Genomic DNA, 21,554 nt, shown 5'->3' with positions numbered 1-21,554 from the left:
GCACGGCGTTCCTCGAACGGGGAATGAGTTGCGCGCGAGAAAGTTGCATCACGCACAATTTTTTAGAATTAGAATTTTCTAATTTTACAAGAGGTTAACGGCGCGATTAGCCCGCGTGGACAGCGGTCAGTTTGAAGCCTTTCGCACGCAAAAGTTCGACAAGGCCGACCTTGCCAGGCAGGTGCAATGCCCCGACCGCCATGAAGACATTGCCTTGTTCCAGCTGCGGTACGGCACGATCGGCCATCACGTGGTTGCGGTCGTCGATGATGCGCTGTTCGAAGGCCTCATAGCCAGCTTCGCTTTCACTAATATTGGCGTCGATGCTTTTCATCATCGGCATGATCATTCCGACGTCGCCTTTCAGATAAAGGTCGATCATCGTCGCCATGACGTCCTCCATGCGGTCGCCCAGTTGCAGCATGTCGATCAAGGACTGGATATGGAAGGACATGGGCAGATCGGACAGAGCCTTCATCTGTTCCAGAAGTGTTTCGAGCCCGACCAGCCGTTTGCCGTCAGCCAGAGCATCATTGGCGAGCTTCATATCGAGAAAGCGCGCACCGCGTGCCTTGCGGGCAAACTCACAAGCGGGAAGAGCAACGAAGCTGGACAATATCCACGGCTTCATTTTTAAGACGGCGTTCAAGGGAATGCCGCGTGCCTGCAGGCCCGCCTCGAGCTTTGCGACATCGTCTTTCGGCAGCATATCGGTGATGGATTTGCCGTCCAGAAACATCATCAGCTCGGGCTGTTCCAGAAGTTTGGCAGATGCCTCCTTCTCGCTGGTGATTTCATCCGATTCGACGATGACAACAGCTGCTTTATCGAAAGCGGCTTTGGCGCCTTCCGGCATGGCCAGAACGCGGGGATCGGAGATATGCATGGTGCCGAGCAGCCAGGATGGTTCGGCACCGGCCTTTTCGATTTTCCAGAATGTCGCCTTGCCGTTCGGGATTGCGTCTGCCTCGGTGACGATGGCATCGTAGCGCGCAGGCTCGTTCTTCTGCATATCGACAAGAAGGTCGCTTCCCGCGCAGGTCACGGTGGGCTCCGCTGCCTGCGCTTCTGTCAGCGACAGCAGGGTGAGCAGGAGAACGGCGACGGCGACCACGTGCACGGAAGCAAACAGCCACAAAAGTGCGTCTCCCATGCGGCCCATCAGCAGGGATGTCATGGTTTGCGGTCTGGAAAGAACAATCATCGAATCACCCCCGTTTCATGCCATCGCTTATAAGAGCGGGGTTTTGCACGGACGGTTAACGTGCTTGGTTAATAAGTCGTTAGCGCTTGTCTCTTTTTAATCATCGCTCGAAAGTAAGTCACATCATGCGCGCGGGTGGGCGTTGTCGTAGATTTCGAGGAGCCTTGCCGTATCGACGCCGGTGTAGATTTGCGTCGTGGACAGGCTGGCATGGCCGAGCAGTTCCTGGATGGTGCGAAGGTCTCCGCCGCCTGCCAGCAGGTGGGTGGCGAAGGAATGGCGCAGCGCGTGCGGCGTTGCATTGTCTGGCAAGCCGAAAGCGCCGCGCAATTTCTGCATCTCGCGCTGAATGATGGCCGGCTGAAGCTTGCCGCCGCGAGCGCCCAGAAACAAGGGCTCGTCGGGTGACAGATGATAGGGGCACAGCCTGCGATAAGCATCGACCGTTTCAAGGACGACAGGAAGCAGGGGAACGATGCGCATCTTGTTGCCCTTCCCGGTGACGCGCAGGCTGCGGGTGCCAGCGGTCAGGTCGGATGCCGTCAAATCCAGTGCTTCCGATATGCGCAAGCCGCAGCCATAGAGCAGAGCAAGCGCGGCGGCATTGCGGGCCGCAATCCAGGGCTCCTCGGAAAGCTGCGCGTCTGCCGTTGTGATTTTCAGCGCCTGACGGTCCGTCAGCGGTTTGGGCAGGGATTTCGGTTGTTTGGGCGAGCGCATAGCCGTGGCACCGGCAGCGTTGACCAGCCCCTTTTTCTCCAGATATCGCAGGAACGATCGAAGACCGGCGAGATGGCGACCGAGCGAACGCGCACCGGAACCCTCTTTGCGCCGGGCTGCGAGAAAGGCTCGCAGATCGACAGGGCGCAGATTGCTGACATCCTTGATGCGTGTCGGATGCCCGAGATAACCCGTCATGAACATCAGATACTGTCTGGTATCGCGCTCATAGGCTTCCAGCGTGTTGTCCGCCAGCCGCCTTTCGCCTTCAAGCGACGACAGCCATAGCTGCCGCTCGTTCAGAAGCTCCTGATCGGCAAAGGTGAGGATGTCTTCCAAGCTATAGTCCCTTTGTTGGCACGCGATCCTAAAGCAGGTGTCATCTGTATTTGGTTAAAATGCAGATGACATGGCAGGCCCGTCTCCGCTAAAGGTTCCCTTTCCCGTTTCCAGAGGGCATTGTCGCCAGCATCATGGCAAAAGATTCGACCGATCTGTTCGGGGCGCTGTTCGATCAGCGCAAGCCCACTTCGTCCGACCCTGTTTCGGCTGTTCCCGTTCTGGTGCCATTGCCAGCACCCGGGCCCTACAGCTATGCGGTGCCGGACGGTATGGTGGTCGAGCCGGGTTCGGTGGTGCAGGTGCCGTTAGGCCCGCGGCAGGTGATCGGTGTGGTCTGGGACAAGAGCGATGGCAATGCCGTCGATCCGAAGAAGCTGCGGCCCATCACCAAGACCTTCGATTGCCCCCCTATCCGCGAGGAGATGCGCCGCTTCATCGACTGGGTCGCCGCTTACACGCTGTCGCCCCCCGGCCTCGTGGCGCGCATGGCGCTACGCGCCCCAGCCGCTTTCGATCCCGAACCGATGATCGAAGGTCTTCGCCTGACCGAAGCCAGGCCCGAACGCTTGACGCCTGCGCGTGAACGGGTGCTGGAGCTTGCCGCAGAAGGGCACGCCTGGACCAAAAGCGGACTTGCCAATGCCGCAGGCGTCTCTGCCAGCGTCATCGAAGGTCTTGCCAAGCAGGGTATTTTCGAAAGCGTGTTCCTGCCTGCGCCTGCCGTTGTTGCGGAGCCGGACCCTGATTATACCGAGCCCCGCCTTGAAGGTCCGCAGAGGCAGGCCGCGTCTGAAATTCTGGAGGATGTGAAGAAGGGTGGGTTTGCGGTTTCGCTGATTGATGGCGTGACGGGTTCCGGCAAGACTGAGGTCTATTTCGAAGCAGTGGCCGAGACCTTGCGGCAGGGCAAACAGGTGCTGATTCTTTTGCCGGAAATCGCGCTGACCGCCTCGTTTCTGGAACGTTTTCAGGATCGCTTCGGGTCAAAGCCTGCGGAATGGCATTCGGATCTGTCACCGCGCATGCGAGAAAAAGTGTGGCGCCAGACGGTGACGGGCGAGGTGCGGGTCGTCGCCGGTGCGCGCTCGGCGCTGTTCCTGCCATTCGATAATCTCGGCCTTATCATCGTGGATGAGGAGCATGACCCCGCCTACAAGCAGGAAGATCGTGTCTATTATAATGCTCGCGACATGGCGGTGGTGCGGGCCCGCATCGCGGACTTCCCGGTCGTGCTGGTGTCCGCCACACCCTCGGTTGAAAGTCAGGTCAACGGTACGTCTGGCCGCTACAACACCATTCATCTGCACACGCGCTTTGGCGATGCGGCCATGCCCGACCTGCATCTGGTCGATATGCGCCGCCACCCACCGGAGCGCGGCGGTTTTCTGTCTCCGGTGCTGTTGCGCGGCATTGCCAAAACCATGGAGAAGGGCGAGCAGTCGCTGCTTTTCCTGAACCGGCGTGGTTATGCACCGCTGACATTATGCCGCGTGTGTGGGCATCGCTTTCAGTGCCCGCAATGTTCCAGCTGGCTGGTGGAGCATCGTTTCCGCAGTCAGCTCCAGTGCCACCAGTGTGGCCACAATCAGCCGACGCCGGACCATTGCCCGGAATGCGGCACCTTCGATCATCTCGCGGCCTGCGGCCCCGGTGTGGAGCGCATCGCCGAAGAGGTGGAGAAACATTTCCCCGAAGCGCGGACCATCGTGCTGTCTTCGGACCTGATGGGCGTCAAACGGCTGCGGCTGGAGCTGGAGGCCATCGTCAAGGGCGAGGCGGATATCGTCATCGGCACGCAGTTGGTGGCGAAAGGCCATAACTTTCCGCTGATGACGCTGGTCGGAATTGTCGATGCCGATATCGGTCTGGCAAATGGTGATCCGCGTGCAGCCGAGCGCACCTTCCAGCTTTTGTCACAGGTTACAGGGCGCGCTGGCCGCACGGGCCTGAAGAGCCATGGCCTGTTGCAAACCTATCAGCCGCAACACCCGGTCATGCAGGCCATCGTCTCCGGTGATGCCGCAGCCTTTTATGAGCGGGAAGTGATCGAACGCGAGAAGGCGTTGCTGCCGCCATTCGGGCGCTTGGCATCGGTCATCATTTCCGCAGATACGCGCGCGGAGGCTGAAACGCATGCGCGTGGTCTACGCGCGTCTGCGCCTCAAGCCTCCGGCATCATGCTTCTGGGCCCTGCCGAAGCGCCGCTGGCGCTGATCCGTGGGCGTTACCGTTTCCGTTTGCTGGTTCATGGCAAGCGAAACTCGGACATGCAGTCCTTCATGCGCGCCATGCTGGGCAGCGGGCCGAAGGAGCGCGGATCGATCCATGTGCAGGTCGATATCGATCCACAAAGTTTTCTCTGACCTTCTTTCGATCATTCCTGCGTCATGCCATAAGGCGGCAGGGGAATACTGATTTGGGGACGATCACATGGAATTTTACTTTCCAACGGAATTTGGTGAGCAACTGGCTTTTTCCGCCGCCGCCGCCTCTGCCATCATCGGGCTTGTCATCATGTTTGCGCCGGGGCTGACATTTCGCTTTTTCGGCTTGAGCTATTTGTCAGATCGTCGTGACGGTATGGTGCTTTTGCGCTCGTCGTTGGCGGGGTTTTATCTGGGCTTTGGGGGAAGCGCCCTGCTTCTGGCGCAGCCGATGGTCTACCTGGCATTTGGCATATCCTTTGCGATCGCCGTTTTCGGTGCCGTGCTGTCGATTCTGTCGGACGGAGGCGCAACTATACGAAATTGCCTACTCCTGGTTGTTCATACAGCGCTCGCTGCACTGCCGCTGATGTATGTTTTCGGCTGGGTCTAGGAGACGGAGGCGCACGAATTCGCCTTTCTTCCCCTCTTTCTTGGGTGATGTCGGAAAATTTAACGTCATCCCTCTTGCCCAAAAGACAGTTTCCGTTACTACGCGTGTTGCGAGTCCCGGCGTCCTATGCTAGACGGACCGCGAAATCGAGATAAGGCAGGGGGGAATTCCGGCCTTTTTCGGGGAAATTGAAACGATTTCAAGAATTTGGTGGAGCTGGTCCTCAGCTTGGCTTTCTTGGACGATTAGCAGGGAAAAAGTGCCCGTGGCAGATACCTCCCATGGAACATCCGGTGTAGCGGAAAGGTATGCGTCGTCGCTTTTCGAGCTTGCTCTGGAAGCGGGTGTGATTGAAGCGGTCGGTGCCGACCTCGACAAGTTTCAGGCTATGCTTGACGAAAGCGCAGATCTGAAGCGTCTGGTTGCGAGCCCGGTCTTTTCTGCGGAAGAGCAGTCTAAGGCTATTTCCGCAATCGCTGAGAAGGCAGGCATCTCCGGTCTGGCTGCGAATTTTCTGAAGGTCGTTGCGGGCAACCGTCGCCTGTTTGCCGTTCCCGGCATGGTCGTTGCTTATCGTGAAATCGTTGCCGCTCATCGCGGTGAGATCACTGCCGAAGTTACTTCGGCACATGCGCTGGATGAGGCGCAGGAAACTGAACTGAAGGCGGCGCTGAAGAGCGTTACTGGCAAGGATGTGAAGGTCGTGCTGACCGTCGATCCTTCCATTCTTGGCGGTCTCATCGTCAAGGTTGGCTCGCGCCAGACCGATACGTCTCTTCGCACCAAACTTTCCACCCTTAAGCTTGCACTGAAAGAGGTTGGCTGATGGATATCCGCGCCGCGGAAATTTCCGCAATTCTAAAAGACCAGATCAAAAATTTCGGCAACGAGGCAGAAGTCTCGGAAGTCGGCCAGGTGCTTTCCGTCGGTGACGGTATCGCCCGCGTTTACGGCCTCGACAATGTTCAGGCCGGTGAAATGGTCGAGTTTCCAGGCGGCATTCGCGGCATGGCACTCAACCTCGAAAACGACAACGTCGGTGTTGTTATTTTCGGTTCCGACCGTGACATCAAGGAAGGCGACACCGTCAAGCGGACTGGCGCTATCGTTGACGTTCCTGTCGGTCCAGAGCTTCTCGGCCGCGTGGTCGATGCTCTCGGTAACCCGATCGACGGCAAGGGCCCGATCAACGCAACGCGCCGTTCGCGCGTTGACGTCAAGGCCCCCGGCATCATTCCACGTAAATCGGTTCATGAGCCCATGTCGACAGGCCTCAAGGCCATCGACGCTCTGATCCCGGTTGGTCGTGGCCAGCGCGAGCTCGTCATTGGCGACCGTCAGACCGGCAAGACTGCTATCATTCTGGATACGATCCTCAACCAGAAGGCCATTCACGATAACGGTCCGGACAGCGAAAAGCTGTATTGCGTTTACGTGGCTATCGGCCAGAAGCGTTCGACCGTTGCCCAGTTCGTGAAGGTTCTGGAAGAGCGTGGCGCTCTGCAGTACTCGATCATCGTTGCCGCAACGGCTTCCGATCCTGCTCCAATGCAGTATCTAGCACCGTTTGCCGGTTGCGCCATGGGCGAATACTTCCGTGATAACGGCATGCATGCGCTGATCGGTTACGACGACCTTTCCAAGCAGGCTGTTGCCTACCGTCAGATGTCGCTTCTTCTGCGCCGTCCTCCGGGCCGCGAAGCCTATCCTGGCGACGTTTTCTACCTGCATTCCCGTTTGCTCGAGCGCGCCGCCAAGATGGGTGACGATGCTGGCAACGGTTCGCTGACGGCTCTGCCGGTCATCGAAACGCAGGGTAACGACGTTTCCGCGTTCATTCCGACCAACGTGATCTCGATCACCGACGGCCAGATCTTCCTTGAAACCGACCTGTTCTATCAGGGTATCCGTCCGGCTGTTAACGTTGGTCTGTCGGTTTCGCGCGTTGGTTCTGCTGCTCAGATCAAGGCCATGAAGCAGGTTGCCGGTTCGATCAAGGGCGAGCTTGCCCAGTATCGTGAAATGGCAGCGTTCGCCCAGTTCGGTTCCGACCTCGATGCCTCCACACAGCGCCTGCTGAACCGTGGTGCACGTCTGACCGAATTGCTCAAGCAGCCACAGTTCTCCCCGCTCAAGACTGAAGAACAGGTTGCCGTGATCTTCGCTGGTGTGAACGGTTACCTGGACAAGGTCGCTGTTGCAGATATCAGCAAGTTCGAGCAGGGTCTGCTGTCTTACCTTCGTTCGGAAGGCAAGGACATTCTCGACACCATCCGCACGGAAAAGGCTGTTAGCGATGATACCAAGGGCAAGCTGAAGACTGCTCTTGAGAACTTCGCCAAGTCTTTCTCCTGATTAGCCTCGTGACTGGGACGGATAACGGATGCCTTCACTAAAGGATCTGAAAAACCGCATTGCCTCCGTAAAGGCGACGCAGAAGATTACCAAGGCGATGAAAATGGTCGCCGCGGCGAAGCTTCGGCGCGCCCAGGAAGCTGCGGAGGCCGCCCGGCCTTACTCGCAGCGCATGGGTGCCGTTCTTGCCAATATCGCTCAGGCGGTAGAGGCAGACGTTGCTCCGGTTCTAATGACCGGTACGGGCAAGGACGACGTGCATCTGCTCGTCGTCTGCACGGCTGACCGTGGTCTTTGCGGTGGTTTCAATGCGCAGATTTCCCGCTTTGCCCGTGATCGCGCTCGTAAGCTGATCGCTCAGGGCAAGACGGTCAAGATCATGACTGTCGGCAAAAAGGGCTACGATAGCCTGCGTCGCGAATTCTCGTCCAATATCATCGAGCGCATTGAACTGCGTGACGTGAAGCGGGTGGGTTTCGAGAACGCCGATGGTATCGCCAAGAAGATCATCGCGCGTTTCAATGCCGGTGAGTTCGACGTCTGCACGCTGATCTATTCCGAGTTCAAATCGGTCATCAGCCAGATCCCGACAGGTCTGCAGCTTATTCCTGCTGCCGCGCCTGCGGTCGAAGCTGAGCAGTCTGCAACGACGGCGATTTATGAATACGAGCCGGATGCGGCTTCCATTCTGGAAGACCTTATTCCGCGCAACATTTCGGTTCAGGTTTTCCGGGCTCTGCTCGAAAACGTTGCTGGCGAAATGGGTGCCAAGATGAGCGCGATGGACAATGCCACGCGCAACGCCGGTGAAATGATCAACAAGTTGACGCTTTCCTATAACCGTCAGCGTCAGGCTCAGATCACCAAGGAACTGATTGAAATCATTTCGGGCGCGGAAGCGCTCTGAGGTTAAGGAAAGAGGGTAAGGATAATGGCTAAGGCAGCTACCCCCAAGAAAACCGCAGCGATCACTGGCGCGACCGGCAAGGTTACGCAGGTTATCGGCGCTGTTGTCGACGTGGCGTTCGAAGGCGACCTGCCTGCGATCCTCAACGCGGTCGAAACTGACAATAACGGCAACCGTCTGGTTCTCGAAGTTGCGCAGCATCTCGGCGAAAACGTTGTTCGCACGATCGCCATGGACTCGACCGAAGGTTTGGTTCGCGGTCAGGCCGTTCGCGACACGGGCGCTCCGATCACCGTTCCTGTCGGTCCTGAGACACTCGGCCGTATCATGAACGTTATCGGCGAGCCGGTTGACGAAGCAGGTCCGCTGGTTACCTCCGGCAAGCGCGCTATTCACCAGGAAGCACCATCCTACGTCGAGCAGTCGACAGATGGCCAGATTCTGGTCACCGGCATCAAGGTCGTCGACCTTCTCGCGCCTTACGCAAAGGGCGGTAAGATTGGCCTGTTCGGCGGCGCCGGCGTTGGCAAGACCGTTCTCATCATGGAACTGATCAACAACGTCGCCAAGGCGCACGGTGGTTACTCGGTATTTGCCGGCGTGGGTGAACGTACCCGCGAAGGCAACGACCTTTACCACGAAATGATCGAATCCGGCGTGAACAAGCATGGCGGCGGCGAAGGCTCCAAGGCTGCTCTCGTTTACGGCCAGATGAACGAACCACCAGGTGCGCGTGCCCGCGTTGCTCTGACGGGTCTGACCATCGCTGAAGACTTCCGCGACAAGGGCCAGGACGTTCTGTTCTTCGTGGACAACATCTTCCGCTTCACGCAGGCTGGTTCCGAAGTGTCGGCTCTCTTGGGTCGTATTCCTTCCGCTGTGGGTTATCAGCCAACGCTGGCGACCGACATGGGCCAGATGCAGGAACGCATCACCACCACGACCAAGGGTTCGATCACCTCGGTTCAGGCTATTTACGTGCCTGCCGACGACTTGACCGACCCTGCACCGGCAACTTCTTTTGCCCACTTGGACGCAACGACGGTTCTGTCGCGTTCGATCGCTGAAAAGGGTATTTACCCGGCTGTTGACCCGCTCGACTCCACGTCGCGCATGCTCGACCCGATGATCGTTGGCGAAGAGCACTATGAAGTTGCCCGTAAGGTTCAGATGACCCTGCAGCGCTACAAGGCTCTTCAGGACATCATCGCCATTCTCGGTATGGACGAACTGTCTGAAGAAGACCGTTTGGCTGTTGCGCGCGCTCGTAAGATCGAACGCTTCCTGTCCCAGCCGTTCTTCGTGGCCGAAATCTTCACCGGTTCTCCGGGCAAGCTTGTGGCTCTCGAAGACACGATCAAGGGCTTCAAGGGTCTCGTCAACGGCGAGTATGACCACCTGCCGGAAGCTGCTTTCTACATGGTCGGCTCGATGGAAGAAGCCATCGAAAAGGCCAAGAAGATGGCTGGCGAAGTCGCCTGATAATCGTCAAAAAGGCGCGTGGCTTTTGCACGCGCCTTTGTCCGTCGCGCAACAAAAAAGAAGTGAATAGCCATGGCCGACAGTTTCAAATTCGAACTTGTTTCTCCGGAGCGTCTGCTTGTTTCCGAAACGGTCACTGAAGTTGTCATTCCGGCTACGCTCGGCGAAATGACGGTTCTGCCGAATCATGCGCCTGTCATGACCACGATCAAGCCCGGTCTGGTCACGGTGAAGTTCGCATCCGGCGAGACGCACAAATACGTGGTCTTTGGTGGCTTTGCGGATATCGTTCAGAGCGGCTGCACCTTGCTTGCCGAATCTGCGACGCCTGCCGACGACATCAGCCCTGATGACTTGCAGAAGCGTATCGATGCTGCCCGTTCGGAGATCGAAGAAGGCAATCATCACCACGAGCATCTGACCAAGCTCGAAAAGCATCTCTACGAATTGACGAACCTGCATGAGGTTCTCGTCGCCGCTTGAAAGCACCGGGCGGGTTCGTAAGAACGACTGCCCACAAAAATTGGAGAAAAGCGGTCCATTTGGCCGCTTTTTCTTTTTGTGGATGGGTTTTGGGGTCTAGCGTTATCTGGCCCTTCGGAAAGCTTCGCCTGAACGGGCAGCGGGTTCACGTGAGGGTGCTTCAAATGGGAGATGTGTCGCTCGGTTAGGGCGTTGTCATTTGATGAAGACACACTCAAACTGTTGGTCACTGTTGCTTCCACAATCCATACGCCGTGATGTTTCCGCCTGATGGCGCTATCACAGAGGTTTGCCATGTCTGCCATATCAGCCTTTCGTTCTCTCACGCGCATCGCGCTGAAAAACGGCTCTGTCACGACAGGCGATCGAGAGGTAGCGGAAGAAGTCCCGGTCGCGTTCTCCTATGGTGGATCAACCCATGCCGTCATGATGGCGTCGCCGATTGATCTGGAGGACTTCGCTTACGGCTTCAGCTTGACTGAAGGCATCATTTCCGATCCTGAACAGATCGAGGCGGTTGACGTTATTCGCACCGAGCAGGGCTATGATGTGCAGGTGACGTTGCTTGATCAGCAGGCGGATGCGTTGCGGCTGCGCAGGCGCCACATGGCGGGCCCGGTCGGCTGTGGGCTTTGTGGCATTGAATCCATCGAGCAGGCTGTGAGGCCGGTTCCGGATGTATCCAAGGCAACGCTCGCTTTGGAAACGGCAGAACTGGTGCTCGCCATGGAAGCGCTGCACGAAGCGCAGCTCGTTTTTCGCCAGACCCGAGCGGTTCACGGAGCGGGCTTTTACGTCCCCCAACGCGGCCTGATTGCTGCGCGAGAGGATGTCGGTCGCCACAATGCGCTGGACAAGCTCGCTGGCGGTGTGCTGCGTGGAGGATTTGAAGGGGCATCTGGTGTTGTCGTCGTCACCAGCCGTATATCCGTTGAAATGGTACAGAAGGCGGCGCTGCTGGGAAGCCCAATCCTTGCTGCTGTATCCGCTCCCACGGCGCTCGCAATCGAGACCGCGCACAAAGCTGGCATGACACTGGTTGCTCTTGTGAGAGGTGACGATATGGAAATATTTACGCGGCCGGATCGCATTGTCTTTTCCGGCGCGTCCGCAGAATCGCAAATGTAACCCATGCAATCGTTTTGATTTGTTCGCCGGTTTTGATATTCGTCCATTGAGCATCATTCGAAATGTCAGCGGCATGGCCAGCAACGCGATGCCCTGCTGCTTTCACGACCCTATTTGACGGGCTGCGTCCCACGGCGGTTCCGGGAGACGAGCATGCAGCAAGACCCGATTTCCAAGACACGGCACACCACGTCGGAAACTGACTTCGGCCCATGGTTGGCGAAGGCATCCATTCTCATCATCGATGACGAGCCGGGTATGCGTAATTTCCTGATGCGGACCCTCGAAACCCGTTGCGGTTTTGTCGATGAGGCAGCCGACACGGCGGAGGCCACGCGAAAACTTGATGAGCGACATTTCGATATCGTCATTCTCGATAACATCATGCCGAAAAAGACGGGGCTGGAATGGCTGGCTGAGCAAAGAGCGATCGGATTTTATGCAGACGCGATTTTAATGACCGCCTATGCCGATCTGGACACCGCCATTCAGGCCATCCGTGCGGGTGCGGCAGACTTCGTGTTGAAGCCGTTCCGCTCGAACCAGATTCTCAATGCCATCTCACGATCCCTCGACCGTTCAAATCTGCAGCGGGAAAATTCGGCGCTGAAATATCAATTGAAGACGGCATCCGAACATATTTTCCTGCGCGACAAGCTGGTGGGAAGCTCGGCCACCATTCAGCAGACCCGAGAAATGATCAGCCGTGTTGCGCCGCTGCCCACATCGGTGCTGCTCACCGGGGAGTCTGGTACGGGCAAGGAAGTTCTGGCGCATTCCATCCACGACCTGTCGGATCGGGCCGACAAGCCGTTCGTGCCGATCAACTGTGCGGCCATTCCTGCAGACATGCTGGAAACGGAGCTTTTTGGCCATGTGAAAGGCGCTTTCACAGGTGCAGACACCCGGCGGGAAGGGTTGTTCCTGCATGCGCAGGGCGGAACGCTGTTTCTGGATGAGATCGGCGAGATGCCGATAGCACTCCAAAGCAAGCTTCTGCGTGTGATCGAAGATAGAAAAATTCGACCTGTGGGCGCGGAGCGGGAGGTGCCTGTCGACATCCGCTTCATCTTTGCGACAAATGCCGATCTGGCTGCCGATGTGGAGAAGGGGCGGTTCAGGGCGGATTTGTTCTATCGCATCAATGTCATGCAAATCTATCTGGCTCCGTTGCGTGACCGTGAGCAAGACGTCTTGGAATTGACCGAGCTGTTCATGAACAAGCTGTCGCAGCAACTGGGCATGCCGCCCGTGGCAATTGACGATGCGGTGCGCGCCATGCTGCTCGCCTATCATTGGCCCGGCAACGTTCGTGAATTGCGCAATTTTATCGAACGGAGCCTTATTCTGGGTCGGTTCCCACTTGATTTGCGCGCAAGCGGTTCCGCTGCAGCCGCAACCGGCACGCTTGAGGAGGTCGAGCGACGACACATCCTGGCTGTGCTCAGTGAAATGGCCGGAAATCGTGATGAAACGGCCAAGCGTCTGGGCATTTCGCGCAAGACGATCGATCGTAAAATGTCGTCCTGGCATGGCTAAAACGACGGGCCTCCCCCCATTTTTCGAAGCCTTGCGGTCTGTCCGCTTCAGGCTTCTGGCAATCGCCTTGTTGCCGACGCTGGTGATCCTGCCGCTCTTGCTCGGCGTCACCATGGTGCGCTGGAGCGGCAAGTTCGATGCCTTGCTCATAACCAAGGTCAACAGCGACTTGACGGTGGCCCATCAATATCTGGCGACAATTCTGGAAAATACAGGTGAACGTCTTGAAGCGATCACCAATTCCGTGCAGTTGCGCGATATCGTTGCTAGCGGAGATCAGGGTTCGCTCGCTGCACTTCTGGAGGACAACAGAAGAAAGCTCAATCTCGATTTTCTCTTTGTCGTAAATGGCAAGGGTGAGATTTCTGCAAGCGCAGGTACGCGGGCGACGAATATCCGCGTAGACTGGCCGGTGCGGGCAACGGCACTCGCAGGTAAGGCATCCTATGCGATCGACATCTTCTCACAGCAGGATTTGGCTGCCCTGTCGCCTTCACTTGTCGAGCGAGCCCATCTCGAACTCGTCCCGACCCAATCAGCACATGCCGCCGACAGGACTGTGGAAACGCGAGGCATGATGATCCATGCCGCAAGCCCCCTGCGGCTGCCGGATGGCGGTTCATCGGCACTTGTCGGCGGCCGGTTGCTCAATCAGAATCTCGACTTCATCGATACGATCAACGATCTCGTCTATCGGCAGGCCAGCCTGCCCGAGGGAAGCCAAGGCACTGCGACGCTGTTTCTGGACGATGTCAGGATCAGCACCAATGTTCGCCTGTTCGAGAATCGCCGTGCCCTGGGAACTCGCGTGTCGGAGGCGGTGCATTCGGCCGTTCTAGGGGCAGGGCAGGTCTGGCTGGATAGCGCTTTTGTCGTCAATGACTGGTATATTTCAGCCTATGAGCCACTGGTAGACAGTTATGGGAAACGGGTCGGCATGCTGTATGTCGGTTTTCTCGAAGCCCCCTTTGCGCGTGCCAAATATGAAACGCTGGGATCTGTGATCGCGGCTTTTCTGGGAATCACCATCCTCAGTATTCCCGTCTTCCTGCGATGGGCTAGAGGTATCTTCAAACCTCTGGAGAGAATGACGCAGACGATCTCCAAGGTCGATGACGGTGACCTCGGCGCCCGTACCGGCCTGCCGCCGATCGGCGATGAAATCGGCCAGGTGGCGGTGCATCTCGATGAGTTGCTGGATCGGTTGCAGCAGCGTGAGGGGGAACTCCGGGCGTGGAACGAAGAGCTGAACGTACGGGTGGAGCAGCGAACACAGGAGTTGCAGCTTGCCAATCTGCGTCTCGAAGCCACGACGAAACAGCTGGTCATGTCCGAAAAGCTGGCAACGATCGGTGAAATCACCGCTGGTGTCGCCCATGAGATAAACAATCCGATCGCCGTCATACAGGGCAATCTGGAAGTCGCCCGCGCCATGCTTGGTGACACGGCAGATGTCGCCCGAACCGAATTCAATCTGATCGACGATCAGGTCGACCGCATCAGCAGAATTGTGGGCAAGCTTCTGCAATTCGCGCGGCCGGAAGAATTCGCCGGTTATGTGGAGCGCCAGAGTCCGAGTACGGTCATCTCCGACTGCATGCCGCTGGTCAAACATGTTTTGAATCGTGCCGGCATCGATGTCGTCAGGCATGACGGCGCCAAGGGTCTTCTGGCGATGAACCGGACAGAACTGCAACAGGTTCTGGTCAATCTCATTGTCAATGCCGCCCATGCCATGCCGCAGGGTGGCACGCTCACTTTGACTGATGTGGATGAAGAACGTCATGGAGCCAGAGGTGTCGCGATCATCGTTGCGGACACGGGTGTCGGTATGAGTGCAGACGTTGTCGAGCGGATTTTCGACCCGTTTTTTACGACCAAACGGCAGGAGGGAACCGGGCTCGGCCTCTCTGTCAGCCAGATGCTGGTCGCACGGCAGGGCGGGGAGATCACTGTCGAAAGCGCCGTCAACAGCGGTACCGCTTTTACAATATGGTTACCGGAAGCTGTCTGACTGCTTGGATGATTAATGTCGAAAATGGCGAAATAAAAGCGAAATTGCGGACATTTTGTCGCATTGCCGGGACAATTTGTCCCAGCGGTTCGCGTCGTTGCGACTATCACTTTGATAAATAACAATTCTGTTTCTGGCACGGGAATTGCTGAGTAGTCATCGGCAACACAAAGACCCTTGCGTGTGAGCGTTCCAAAGAAGGAGCTGCCGCGCTTTCGGGTCCGTGGGCTTGGGACATTGTTTCATATGGATGAGGGCGTGGCCTGTCGAGTAATCGACGGTCACGCCGCAAACCTCGGAACGAATAACAACATCGAAATTCACCGATATCGGTGAATGGAGGGACACACATGACTGCGACGAACGAAACGCTCGCGCCGGTGGCCGCGGGTGCAGGTCTCCTGGACCGCGAACGCATTATCGCCAAACCCGGTTTCAACCGTTGGCTGGTTCCACCGGCTGCGCTGGCCATCCATCTTTGCATCGGCATGGCTTACGGCTTCTCGGTATTCTGGTTGCCGCTGACCAAGGCAATCGGCATCACCTCGACCGTCGCCTGCGCCGATCTCAACCTGGCATCGGCTTTGTTCACGACGACCTGCGACTGGCGCGTCAGTGACCTCGGCTGGATCTACACGCTGTTCTTCGTGCTGCTCGGCTGCTCTGCGGCCATCTGGGGCGGTTGGCTGGAACGCGCTGGTCCGCGCAAGGCAGGCTTCGTATCCGCCATCTGCTGGTGCGGTGGTATGACCATCGCTGCCATTGGCATCATGACCCACCAGCTGTGGCTGATGTGGTTCGGCGCTGGCGTCATCGGCGGTATCGGCCTTGGCCTCGGTTACATTTCTCCGGTTTCCACTCTGATCAAGTGGTTCCCGGACCGTCGCGGCATGGCAACCGGTATGGCCATTATGGGCTTTGGCGGCGGCGCGATGATTGGTGCACCGCTTGCCGATGCGCTGATGCGTCACTTCCGCACGGATGTTTCCATCGGCGTCTGGGAAACCTTCCTCGTCATGGCTGCGATCTATTTCGTCTTCATGATGGCTGGCGCTTTCGGTTATCGCATTCCACCTGCTGGCTGGAAGCCTGAAGGCTGGACCGCACCTGCGGCCAAGAACTCGATGATCACCACCCGCCACGTGCACCTCAAGAATGCGCACAAGACCAAGCAGTTCTGGATGATCTGGCTCGTTCTTTGCCTCAACGTTTCGGCTGGTATCGGCGTTCTCGGCATGGCATCGCCCATGCTTCAGGAAATCTTCGCCGGTTCGCTCATCGGTCTTCCCGAAGTGAAATTCGCCGACCTGACACCTGAGCAACTGGCACAGATCGCCGCGATTGCTGCCGGCTTCACCGGACTTCTCTCGGTTTTCAACATCGCTGGCCGCTTCTTCTGGGCATCGCTGTCTGACCGTATTGGCCGCAAAGGCACGTACTTCACATTCTTTGCGCTCGGCATCGTGCTTTATGCGTCTGCTCCATGGGCGGCAGGTCTTGGCAACAAGGCGCTGTTCGTCGGTATGCTCTGCATCATCGTGTCGATGTATGGCGGCGGCTTTGCGACGATCCCGGCTTATCTGGCCGATATCTTCGGCACGCAGTTCGTGGGTGCTATCCATGGTCGACTGCTGACGGCATGGGCAACGGCGGGCATTATCGGCCCGGTCGTGGTGAACTACATCCGCGAAGCACAGATCGCAGCCGGTATCCCGCGCGCGCAGGTCTATGACTTCACCATGTATATCCTGGCTGGCATGCTGGTGCTGGGCCTCATCGCCAACCTCATGGTCAAGCCGCTGGCAGACAAGTGGTATATGTCGGACGAGGAAGTCGCGGCCCTTCAGGCCAAGACGACGGCCGCCAGCAGCGGTCCGACAGGTTCTTTCGGTATCGGCAAGGGCGGTTTCGACGCCAAGGCTGCAATCGCATGGGCCGTTGTGGGTATTCCAATCGTTTGGGGTATCTGGATCACACTGCAGAAGACGTTCGTTCTGTTCACCTGATGGAACGGCACCATAAAACGGAAAAAGGCGACCGAAGGGTCGCCTTTTTTATCTTTGGCATCACGAAAGTTTCAAAACTCAGTCCATTTTGCCGCTGCTGATCCACCGGCTGACGCCGCGACGAGACGGGGCATGGGTGTTTCGTGTTGAGGCACGGGCGCCTGTTGCGACACACGCTGCGAATTGTTGCCGACATTGAACTGCGTCAGCAATTGCCGCAGGCTTTCTGCCTCCCGTGCGAGACCATGACTTGCAGCCGTGGTTTCTTCGACCATGGCAGCGTTCTTCTGCGTTGCCTGATCCATCAGGTTCACGGCGTCGTTAATTTCCGCCAAGCCATTGGCCTGTTCTTTCGACGCCTCGACAATCGCGGTTACGTTGACGTCGATCAGCCCGACCTTGTTGGCAATATCCTTCAGCGCATCACCCGTCTGGCCAACCAGTTCCACACCGTTGGCCACATGCTGGCGCGATGTGTTGATGAGCTGCTTGATTTCCTTGGCAGCGCTTGCGGAGCGCTGGGCAAGTTCACGCACCTCCTGGGCCACAACTGCAAAGCCCTTGCCCGCTTCGCCAGCCCGGGCAGCCTCTACGCCCGCATTGAGAGCGAGCAGGTTCGTCTGGAAAGCGATGTCATCGATGACGCCGATGATGTTGGTGATTTCGCCGGATGACTGCGAGATTTGGTCCATGGCACCGATGGCGCGGTGGACGATGTCGCCAGAGACTTCGGCGCTCTGCTTTGTCGAGCCTACGAGTTTGCCGGCTTCATCTGCGCGCCTGCTGGAGTCCTTGACGGTGGTGGTGATTTCTTCCAGTGCTGCCGCGCTTTCTTCCAGCGAGGCGGCCTGTTGTTCCGTGCGACGGGCAAGCTGATCGGCGGCAACGCGAATTTCGGCCGAGCCCGAGGCGATGGTCGCGGCGTTCTGGGCGACCGTCTGCATGGTCGAGCGTAGCTTCTCGATCACTTCGTTGAAATCTGCCCGTAGTTTTTCCATGCTGGGAACGAACGCCGTGTCGAGCCGCTGTTGCAACTCGCCTTCTGCAAGAAGGCGTAAGGCAGCGCCCAGTGTCGAAATCGCGCTCATACGCGGTGTGACATCGGTGGCAAACTTGACGACCTTGACGACTTTGCCGCTACTGTCGAGAATGGGGTTATAGGCGGCCTGTATCCAGACTTCCTTGCCGTTCTTTCCGAAACGTACGAATTCGTCGGAAATGAATTCACCCGCAGCCAACCGCGTCCAGAAATCCGCATAGTCCTTGGATGCCGCATAGCCCGGCTCACAAAACAGGCGATGGTGCTTTCCCGCTATCTCGCTCAGACTGTAGTTCAGCGTGTTGCAGAAGTTGTCGTTGGCGGTGATGATCTCGCCGGTCGGCTTGAACTCGATAACGGCCTGCGAACGGGAGATAGCCTCCAGCGTGCGTTCGTCTTCATAGGCCTTGAGCTTCTTGGCGGTGATATCGATCGCGATCTTGACGACTTTGTAGGGCTTGCCGTTGCGGCTGACGGGATTGTAGGATGCTTCGATCCAGATCGGGCGACCGTCTTTGCAAATACGCTTGTATTCGCTGGCGTCATAATTGCCTTTGCCAAGGCTTGCCCAAAAATCGGAGTAAGCTTTGGAACCCGCGTAATCCGGCTCGCAGAATATCCGGTGGTGCTTGCCCTTGATCTCGGCCAGCTCATACCCCAGAGCAGAACAGAAATTTTTGTTTGCCGTCAGAATGTTGCCTTTGAGGTCGAATTCGATCACGGCTTGAGAAGCCGACAGGGCCTCCAGAACATTCCGGTCATCCGCGCTTTTTCCCAGCCAAAGCATGTCGTCTCCAAAGTGAGCTAGACGCCGCGGCAGTGCACTTCATCGTCGCGTGCGTTTTATCGGGGGGGTGTCGTTCCAGGTCATTTACTCGTTCTTTAATTGAATTAGACATCAATAATATTAATATAGGGTTGATAATTTTCTACATTTTACTTAAATTTCTAATGTCCTAAAGTTTAATCGATGATCATTCATGTAAGGCCATGTATAGATACGTATTTTTATTTATGGTTATACCGTTGAATGATCTTGCTTCGCAAAGCCAGTGAAGACGAAAAGCAAAAGGCCTCCCGTTTCCGGAAGGCCTTTGAATTTCTATTGGATGAAAGCAGAGCTTATGCTGCCAGGTCTTCGAGGTCCGCGCCCTTGAACATCTTGGCGAGGTTGAGGAAGCAGATCATGCCATGCTCGTTGGCGATTATGCCTTCGGAGAAAGACTTGTCGAAGGAAGCGGATACTTCCGGGACCGGCTGAACCTGGCTGGCGGGAATGGTCAGGATGTCCGAGACGCGATCGACCAGCATGCCGATGACCATGTTGTGGACTTCAGCCACGACGATGGCGCTGCGCTCGTTGGCGACTGTGCTCTTCATGCCCAACTTGTAGGCGAGATCGATAATCGGGATAACCGAGCCGCGAAGGTTCATGACGCCGATCACGTCTTTCGGCGCGTGCGGAAGAGGTGTGGATGGAGCCCAGCCGCGAATTTCACGGATTGTGGTCGTTTTGACGCAGAACTCCTGATCGTGCAGACGAAACGCGATGATTTCCAGAGTGTCGCCACCGAAGTTCGTAGAATTAATCGTAACCATCAGAATTCTTCCCAATCCTTGTTCTGGGCTAGTGCAAGCGCACCGACGCTTGCGTATCCGGACTTTGGCATCCTGCCTGGTGTACGAACAACCGGGGTATTCTCTTCCGGCTTCATTCTGTGATTCGTAGCAGAAGAGTGTTTCCCAAATCTAAACTGCGTTAACAAATTTCTCAAAACGTCTGCTTCATGCGCCAAGCTGTGGCTGGCGGCGGTCGTTTCTTCGACCATGGCAGCATTTTGCTGAGTGTTGGTGTCCATTGCTTCGACGGCGTGGTTGATTTCTTTCAGTCCACTTGCCTGCGAACGCGCCGTATCCACGATGGCGACGACATTTGTGTTGATCTCTGCAACCTGCGAAACGATCGTATCCAACGCCTTGCCGGTTTCGCCAACCAGGTTCACGCCTTCCTTGACCTGTTCGGAGGAGGTTGTGATGAGGGTCTTGATTTCCTTGGCTGCTTGCGCGGATCGCTGGGCCAGTTCACGAACCTCTTGCGCAACAACGGCAAAGCCCTTGCCCGCTTCTCCGGCGCGCGCGGCTTCAACACCGGCATTCAAAGCCAGAAGGTTGGTCTGGAACGCGATATCGTCGATGACGCTGATGATATTGCCGATTTCGTTCGACGACTGCGAGATACGGCCCATGGCCGCAATCGCCTTGTTGACGACGGCGCCGGAATGCTCGGCACCTGCTTTCGTCTTGGCCACCAGTTCGCCAGATTCTTCCGCACGCGCCGTATTCTCGCCGACGGTTCGGGTAATCTCGTTGAGTGCTGCGGAGGTTTCCTCTACGGCGGCCGCCTGCTGTTCCGTGCGTTTTGCGAGATTGTCGGATGCTTCGCTGACCTCGCGCGATCCGGTTGCAATGCCGCTGGCGCTTTCAGCAACTTCGCGCATTGCGCCCTGCAACTTATGGAGCGAGCTGTTCAGGTCCTGACGGACTTTTTCCAGTGTTGGAATGAAAGGCTTTTCAATCGTTGCCGTCAGGTCTCCGCTGGCAAGAGCCGTCAGGCTTGCAGCCAGATCGTCCACGGCGCGAACACGCTCGGTCACATCCGTTGCAAATTTGACGACTTTGAAAACTCGACCGTCCTGATCCATGATGGGATTGTAGGACGCCTGAATCCAGACGTGCTTGCCGGTCTTGCTGATGCGCTTGAATTCCGCCGAAATGAATTCGCCCGCGGCAAGCTTGCGCCAGAATTCCGTATACTCCGGGCTGTTGCGGAATTGTTCTTCGCAGAACATCCGGTGATGCTGGCCCCGGATTTCGTGGAGGCTATAGCCCAGACAGTTCAGAAAATTTTCGTTGGCGGTGATGATTTCACCCGAAGGTGTAAATTCGATGATCGCCTGAGCCCGCGAGATCGCATCGAGTTTTCCAGCGTCCTCAGCGGATTTCGTTTTTTCCTGCGTGATGACAGTTGCGATCTTGACGATGCTTTTGACCTTGCCGCCCATGATCACGGGATTATACGAGGCCTGAATCCATACTTCGCCGCCGCCTTTTGCGATCCGCTTATATTGTTGTGCCTGAAATTTTCCTTCGCGCAGATTTTCCCAGAAAGTCCGGTATTCTGCACTCTTTGCATAGGCTGGTTCACAGAACAGGCTGTGATGTTTGCCAACGATCTGATCTGCGGTGTAACCCATCGCCCGGCAGAAATTTTCGTTCGCTGAAAGAATTTTGCCGCTTGTGTCGAACTCGATCATTGCCTGAGAGCAACTGAGCGCAGTGAGAACGGCTTTTGAATGCGTTCCGAGAAGAGATAGCACTTGGATGACACTCCATTGCACTGGATCGTCAGTTCGTCCGGTGCGGCTTTTGCTGTTGCGCGCGGACCTGATCAGGTGGCCAACTCCCACTGTTCAAGGCAACAACAATTCATCTACAAGATTGTGTTTAAGAATATCTGA

The 21,554-nt window shown here is 56.9% G+C and carries 16 protein-coding genes; 11 read left to right on the top strand and 5 right to left on the bottom strand.

The genetic code is table 11. The annotated features are described in order from the left end of the window. Positions 1–106: 106 nt before the first annotated feature. Together ASF29_RS22485 and ASF29_RS22480 are read right to left on the bottom strand one after the other, a co-directional pair. The gene (locus tag ASF29_RS22485; protein ID WP_082453707.1) at positions 107–1,204 is read right to left on the bottom strand and encodes a TraB/GumN family protein; all 1,098 of its coding nucleotides are present in this window, start codon (positions 1,202–1,204) and stop codon (positions 107–109) included. 123 nt (positions 1,205–1,327) lie between these two features. Then, positions 1,328–2,263: a tyrosine recombinase XerC gene (locus tag ASF29_RS22480; protein WP_062452908.1), complete on the bottom strand. Its 936-nt coding sequence runs from the start codon at positions 2,261–2,263 to the stop codon at positions 1,328–1,330. A gap of 134 nt (positions 2,264–2,397) precedes the next feature. On the opposite strand from ASF29_RS22480, the gene ASF29_RS22475 reads away from it, so the two are divergent. The 11 genes from ASF29_RS22475 to ASF29_RS22425 all read left to right on the top strand — a co-directional run bounded on the left by ASF29_RS22475 (position 2,398) and on the right by ASF29_RS22425 (position 16,997). Then, on the top strand, positions 2,398–4,629 hold the full coding sequence (locus ASF29_RS22475) for a primosomal protein N' (protein WP_062452907.1): 2,232 nt from the start codon (positions 2,398–2,400) through the stop codon (positions 4,627–4,629). A gap of 67 nt (positions 4,630–4,696) precedes the next feature. Further along, positions 4,697–5,083, top strand: a complete 387-nt coding sequence (locus ASF29_RS22470; protein ID WP_062452906.1) for a hypothetical protein — start codon at positions 4,697–4,699, stop codon at positions 5,081–5,083. Between the two features lie 259 nt (positions 5,084–5,342). After that, positions 5,343–5,909, top strand: coding sequence for a F0F1 ATP synthase subunit delta (locus ASF29_RS22465; protein ID WP_200925567.1), 567 nt, complete (start codon positions 5,343–5,345; stop codon positions 5,907–5,909). After that, positions 5,909–7,438 (top strand): F0F1 ATP synthase subunit alpha, encoded by a 1,530-nt coding sequence (gene atpA, locus ASF29_RS22460; RefSeq protein WP_045230844.1) that lies wholly within the window; start codon positions 5,909–5,911, stop codon positions 7,436–7,438. The genes ASF29_RS22465 and atpA overlap by 1 nt, the downstream gene beginning before the upstream one ends. Positions 7,439–7,466: 28 nt before the next feature. Beyond that, positions 7,467–8,345 carry a F0F1 ATP synthase subunit gamma gene (locus tag ASF29_RS22455; RefSeq protein WP_062452904.1) on the top strand — a complete coding sequence of 293 codons (879 nt, stop codon included), beginning with the start codon at positions 7,467–7,469 and terminating at the stop codon, positions 8,343–8,345. A gap of 24 nt (positions 8,346–8,369) precedes the next feature. Beyond that, positions 8,370–9,827, top strand: coding sequence for a F0F1 ATP synthase subunit beta (atpD, locus tag ASF29_RS22450; protein WP_062452903.1), 1,458 nt, complete (start codon positions 8,370–8,372; stop codon positions 9,825–9,827). A 72-nt stretch (positions 9,828–9,899) separates the two neighbouring features. Further along, positions 9,900–10,310: a F0F1 ATP synthase subunit epsilon gene (locus ASF29_RS22445; RefSeq protein WP_062452902.1), complete on the top strand. Its 411-nt coding sequence runs from the start codon at positions 9,900–9,902 to the stop codon at positions 10,308–10,310. A 294-nt stretch (positions 10,311–10,604) separates the two neighbouring features. Further along, positions 10,605–11,438 (top strand): formate dehydrogenase accessory sulfurtransferase FdhD, encoded by an 834-nt coding sequence (gene fdhD, locus ASF29_RS22440; RefSeq protein WP_062452901.1) that lies wholly within the window; start codon positions 10,605–10,607, stop codon positions 11,436–11,438. 153 nt (positions 11,439–11,591) lie between these two features. Continuing rightward, positions 11,592–12,977, top strand: a complete 1,386-nt coding sequence (locus tag ASF29_RS22435; protein WP_062452900.1) for a sigma-54 dependent transcriptional regulator — start codon at positions 11,592–11,594, stop codon at positions 12,975–12,977. Next, on the top strand, positions 12,970–14,991 hold the full coding sequence (locus tag ASF29_RS22430; RefSeq protein ID WP_062452899.1) for a cache domain-containing protein: 2,022 nt from the start codon (positions 12,970–12,972) through the stop codon (positions 14,989–14,991). The genes ASF29_RS22435 and ASF29_RS22430 overlap by 8 nt, the downstream gene beginning before the upstream one ends. 350 nt (positions 14,992–15,341) lie before the next feature. Continuing rightward, the gene (locus tag ASF29_RS22425) at positions 15,342–16,997 is read left to right on the top strand and encodes an OFA family MFS transporter (protein ID WP_062452898.1); all 1,656 of its coding nucleotides are present in this window, start codon (positions 15,342–15,344) and stop codon (positions 16,995–16,997) included. A gap of 71 nt (positions 16,998–17,068) precedes the next feature. Here the strand turns inward: ASF29_RS22425 and ASF29_RS22420 are convergent, their stop codons facing one another. From ASF29_RS22420 to ASF29_RS22410, 3 genes are all read right to left on the bottom strand, one after another. Beyond that, complete coding sequence (locus tag ASF29_RS22420; protein WP_062452897.1) at positions 17,069–18,823, bottom strand: PAS domain-containing methyl-accepting chemotaxis protein; 1,755 nt, start codon at positions 18,821–18,823, stop codon at positions 17,069–17,071. A gap of 335 nt (positions 18,824–19,158) precedes the next feature. After that, positions 19,159–19,635, bottom strand: a complete 477-nt coding sequence (locus ASF29_RS22415) for a chemotaxis protein CheW (RefSeq protein ID WP_062452896.1) — start codon at positions 19,633–19,635, stop codon at positions 19,159–19,161. Beyond that, positions 19,635–21,419: a PAS domain-containing methyl-accepting chemotaxis protein gene (locus ASF29_RS22410; protein ID WP_062453131.1), complete on the bottom strand. Its 1,785-nt coding sequence runs from the start codon at positions 21,417–21,419 to the stop codon at positions 19,635–19,637. Before ASF29_RS22410 ends, ASF29_RS22415 begins: the two co-directional genes overlap by 1 nt. Between the last annotated feature and the right edge of the window lie 135 nt (positions 21,420–21,554).

Source organism: Rhizobium sp. Leaf262, from assembly GCF_001422245.1.
In the GTDB taxonomy this organism is placed as follows: domain Bacteria; phylum Pseudomonadota; class Alphaproteobacteria; order Rhizobiales; family Rhizobiaceae; genus Agrobacterium.
Note: the sequence above shows the minus strand (reverse complement) of the source record. Positions and strands in the feature narration are given on the sequence as shown.

What these genes read in the sequence shown, in the direction of transcription:
- ASF29_RS22485 (WP_082453707.1), bottom strand. Translation starts at nt 1,204, where the DNA reads ATGATTGTTCTTTCCAGACCGCAAACCATGACATCCCTGCTGATGGGC.
- ASF29_RS22475 (WP_062452907.1), top strand. Translation starts at nt 2,398, where the DNA reads ATGGCAAAAGATTCGACCGATCTGTTCGGGGCGCTGTTCGATCAGCGC.
- ASF29_RS22470 (WP_062452906.1), top strand. Translation starts at nt 4,697, where the DNA reads ATGGAATTTTACTTTCCAACGGAATTTGGTGAGCAACTGGCTTTTTCC.
- atpA (WP_045230844.1), top strand. Translation starts at nt 5,909, where the DNA reads ATGGATATCCGCGCCGCGGAAATTTCCGCAATTCTAAAAGACCAGATC.
- ASF29_RS22455 (WP_062452904.1), top strand. Translation starts at nt 7,467, where the DNA reads ATGCCTTCACTAAAGGATCTGAAAAACCGCATTGCCTCCGTAAAGGCG.
- atpD (WP_062452903.1), top strand. Translation starts at nt 8,370, where the DNA reads ATGGCTAAGGCAGCTACCCCCAAGAAAACCGCAGCGATCACTGGCGCG.
- ASF29_RS22445 (WP_062452902.1), top strand. Translation starts at nt 9,900, where the DNA reads ATGGCCGACAGTTTCAAATTCGAACTTGTTTCTCCGGAGCGTCTGCTT.
- fdhD (WP_062452901.1), top strand. Translation starts at nt 10,605, where the DNA reads ATGTCTGCCATATCAGCCTTTCGTTCTCTCACGCGCATCGCGCTGAAA.
- ASF29_RS22435 (WP_062452900.1), top strand. Translation starts at nt 11,592, where the DNA reads ATGCAGCAAGACCCGATTTCCAAGACACGGCACACCACGTCGGAAACT.
- ASF29_RS22430 (WP_062452899.1), top strand. Translation starts at nt 12,970, where the DNA reads ATGGCTAAAACGACGGGCCTCCCCCCATTTTTCGAAGCCTTGCGGTCT.
- ASF29_RS22425 (WP_062452898.1), top strand. Translation starts at nt 15,342, where the DNA reads ATGACTGCGACGAACGAAACGCTCGCGCCGGTGGCCGCGGGTGCAGGT.
- ASF29_RS22420 (WP_062452897.1), bottom strand. Translation starts at nt 18,823, where the DNA reads ATGCTTTGGCTGGGAAAAAGCGCGGATGACCGGAATGTTCTGGAGGCC.
- ASF29_RS22415 (WP_062452896.1), bottom strand. Translation starts at nt 19,635, where the DNA reads ATGGTTACGATTAATTCTACGAACTTCGGTGGCGACACTCTGGAAATC.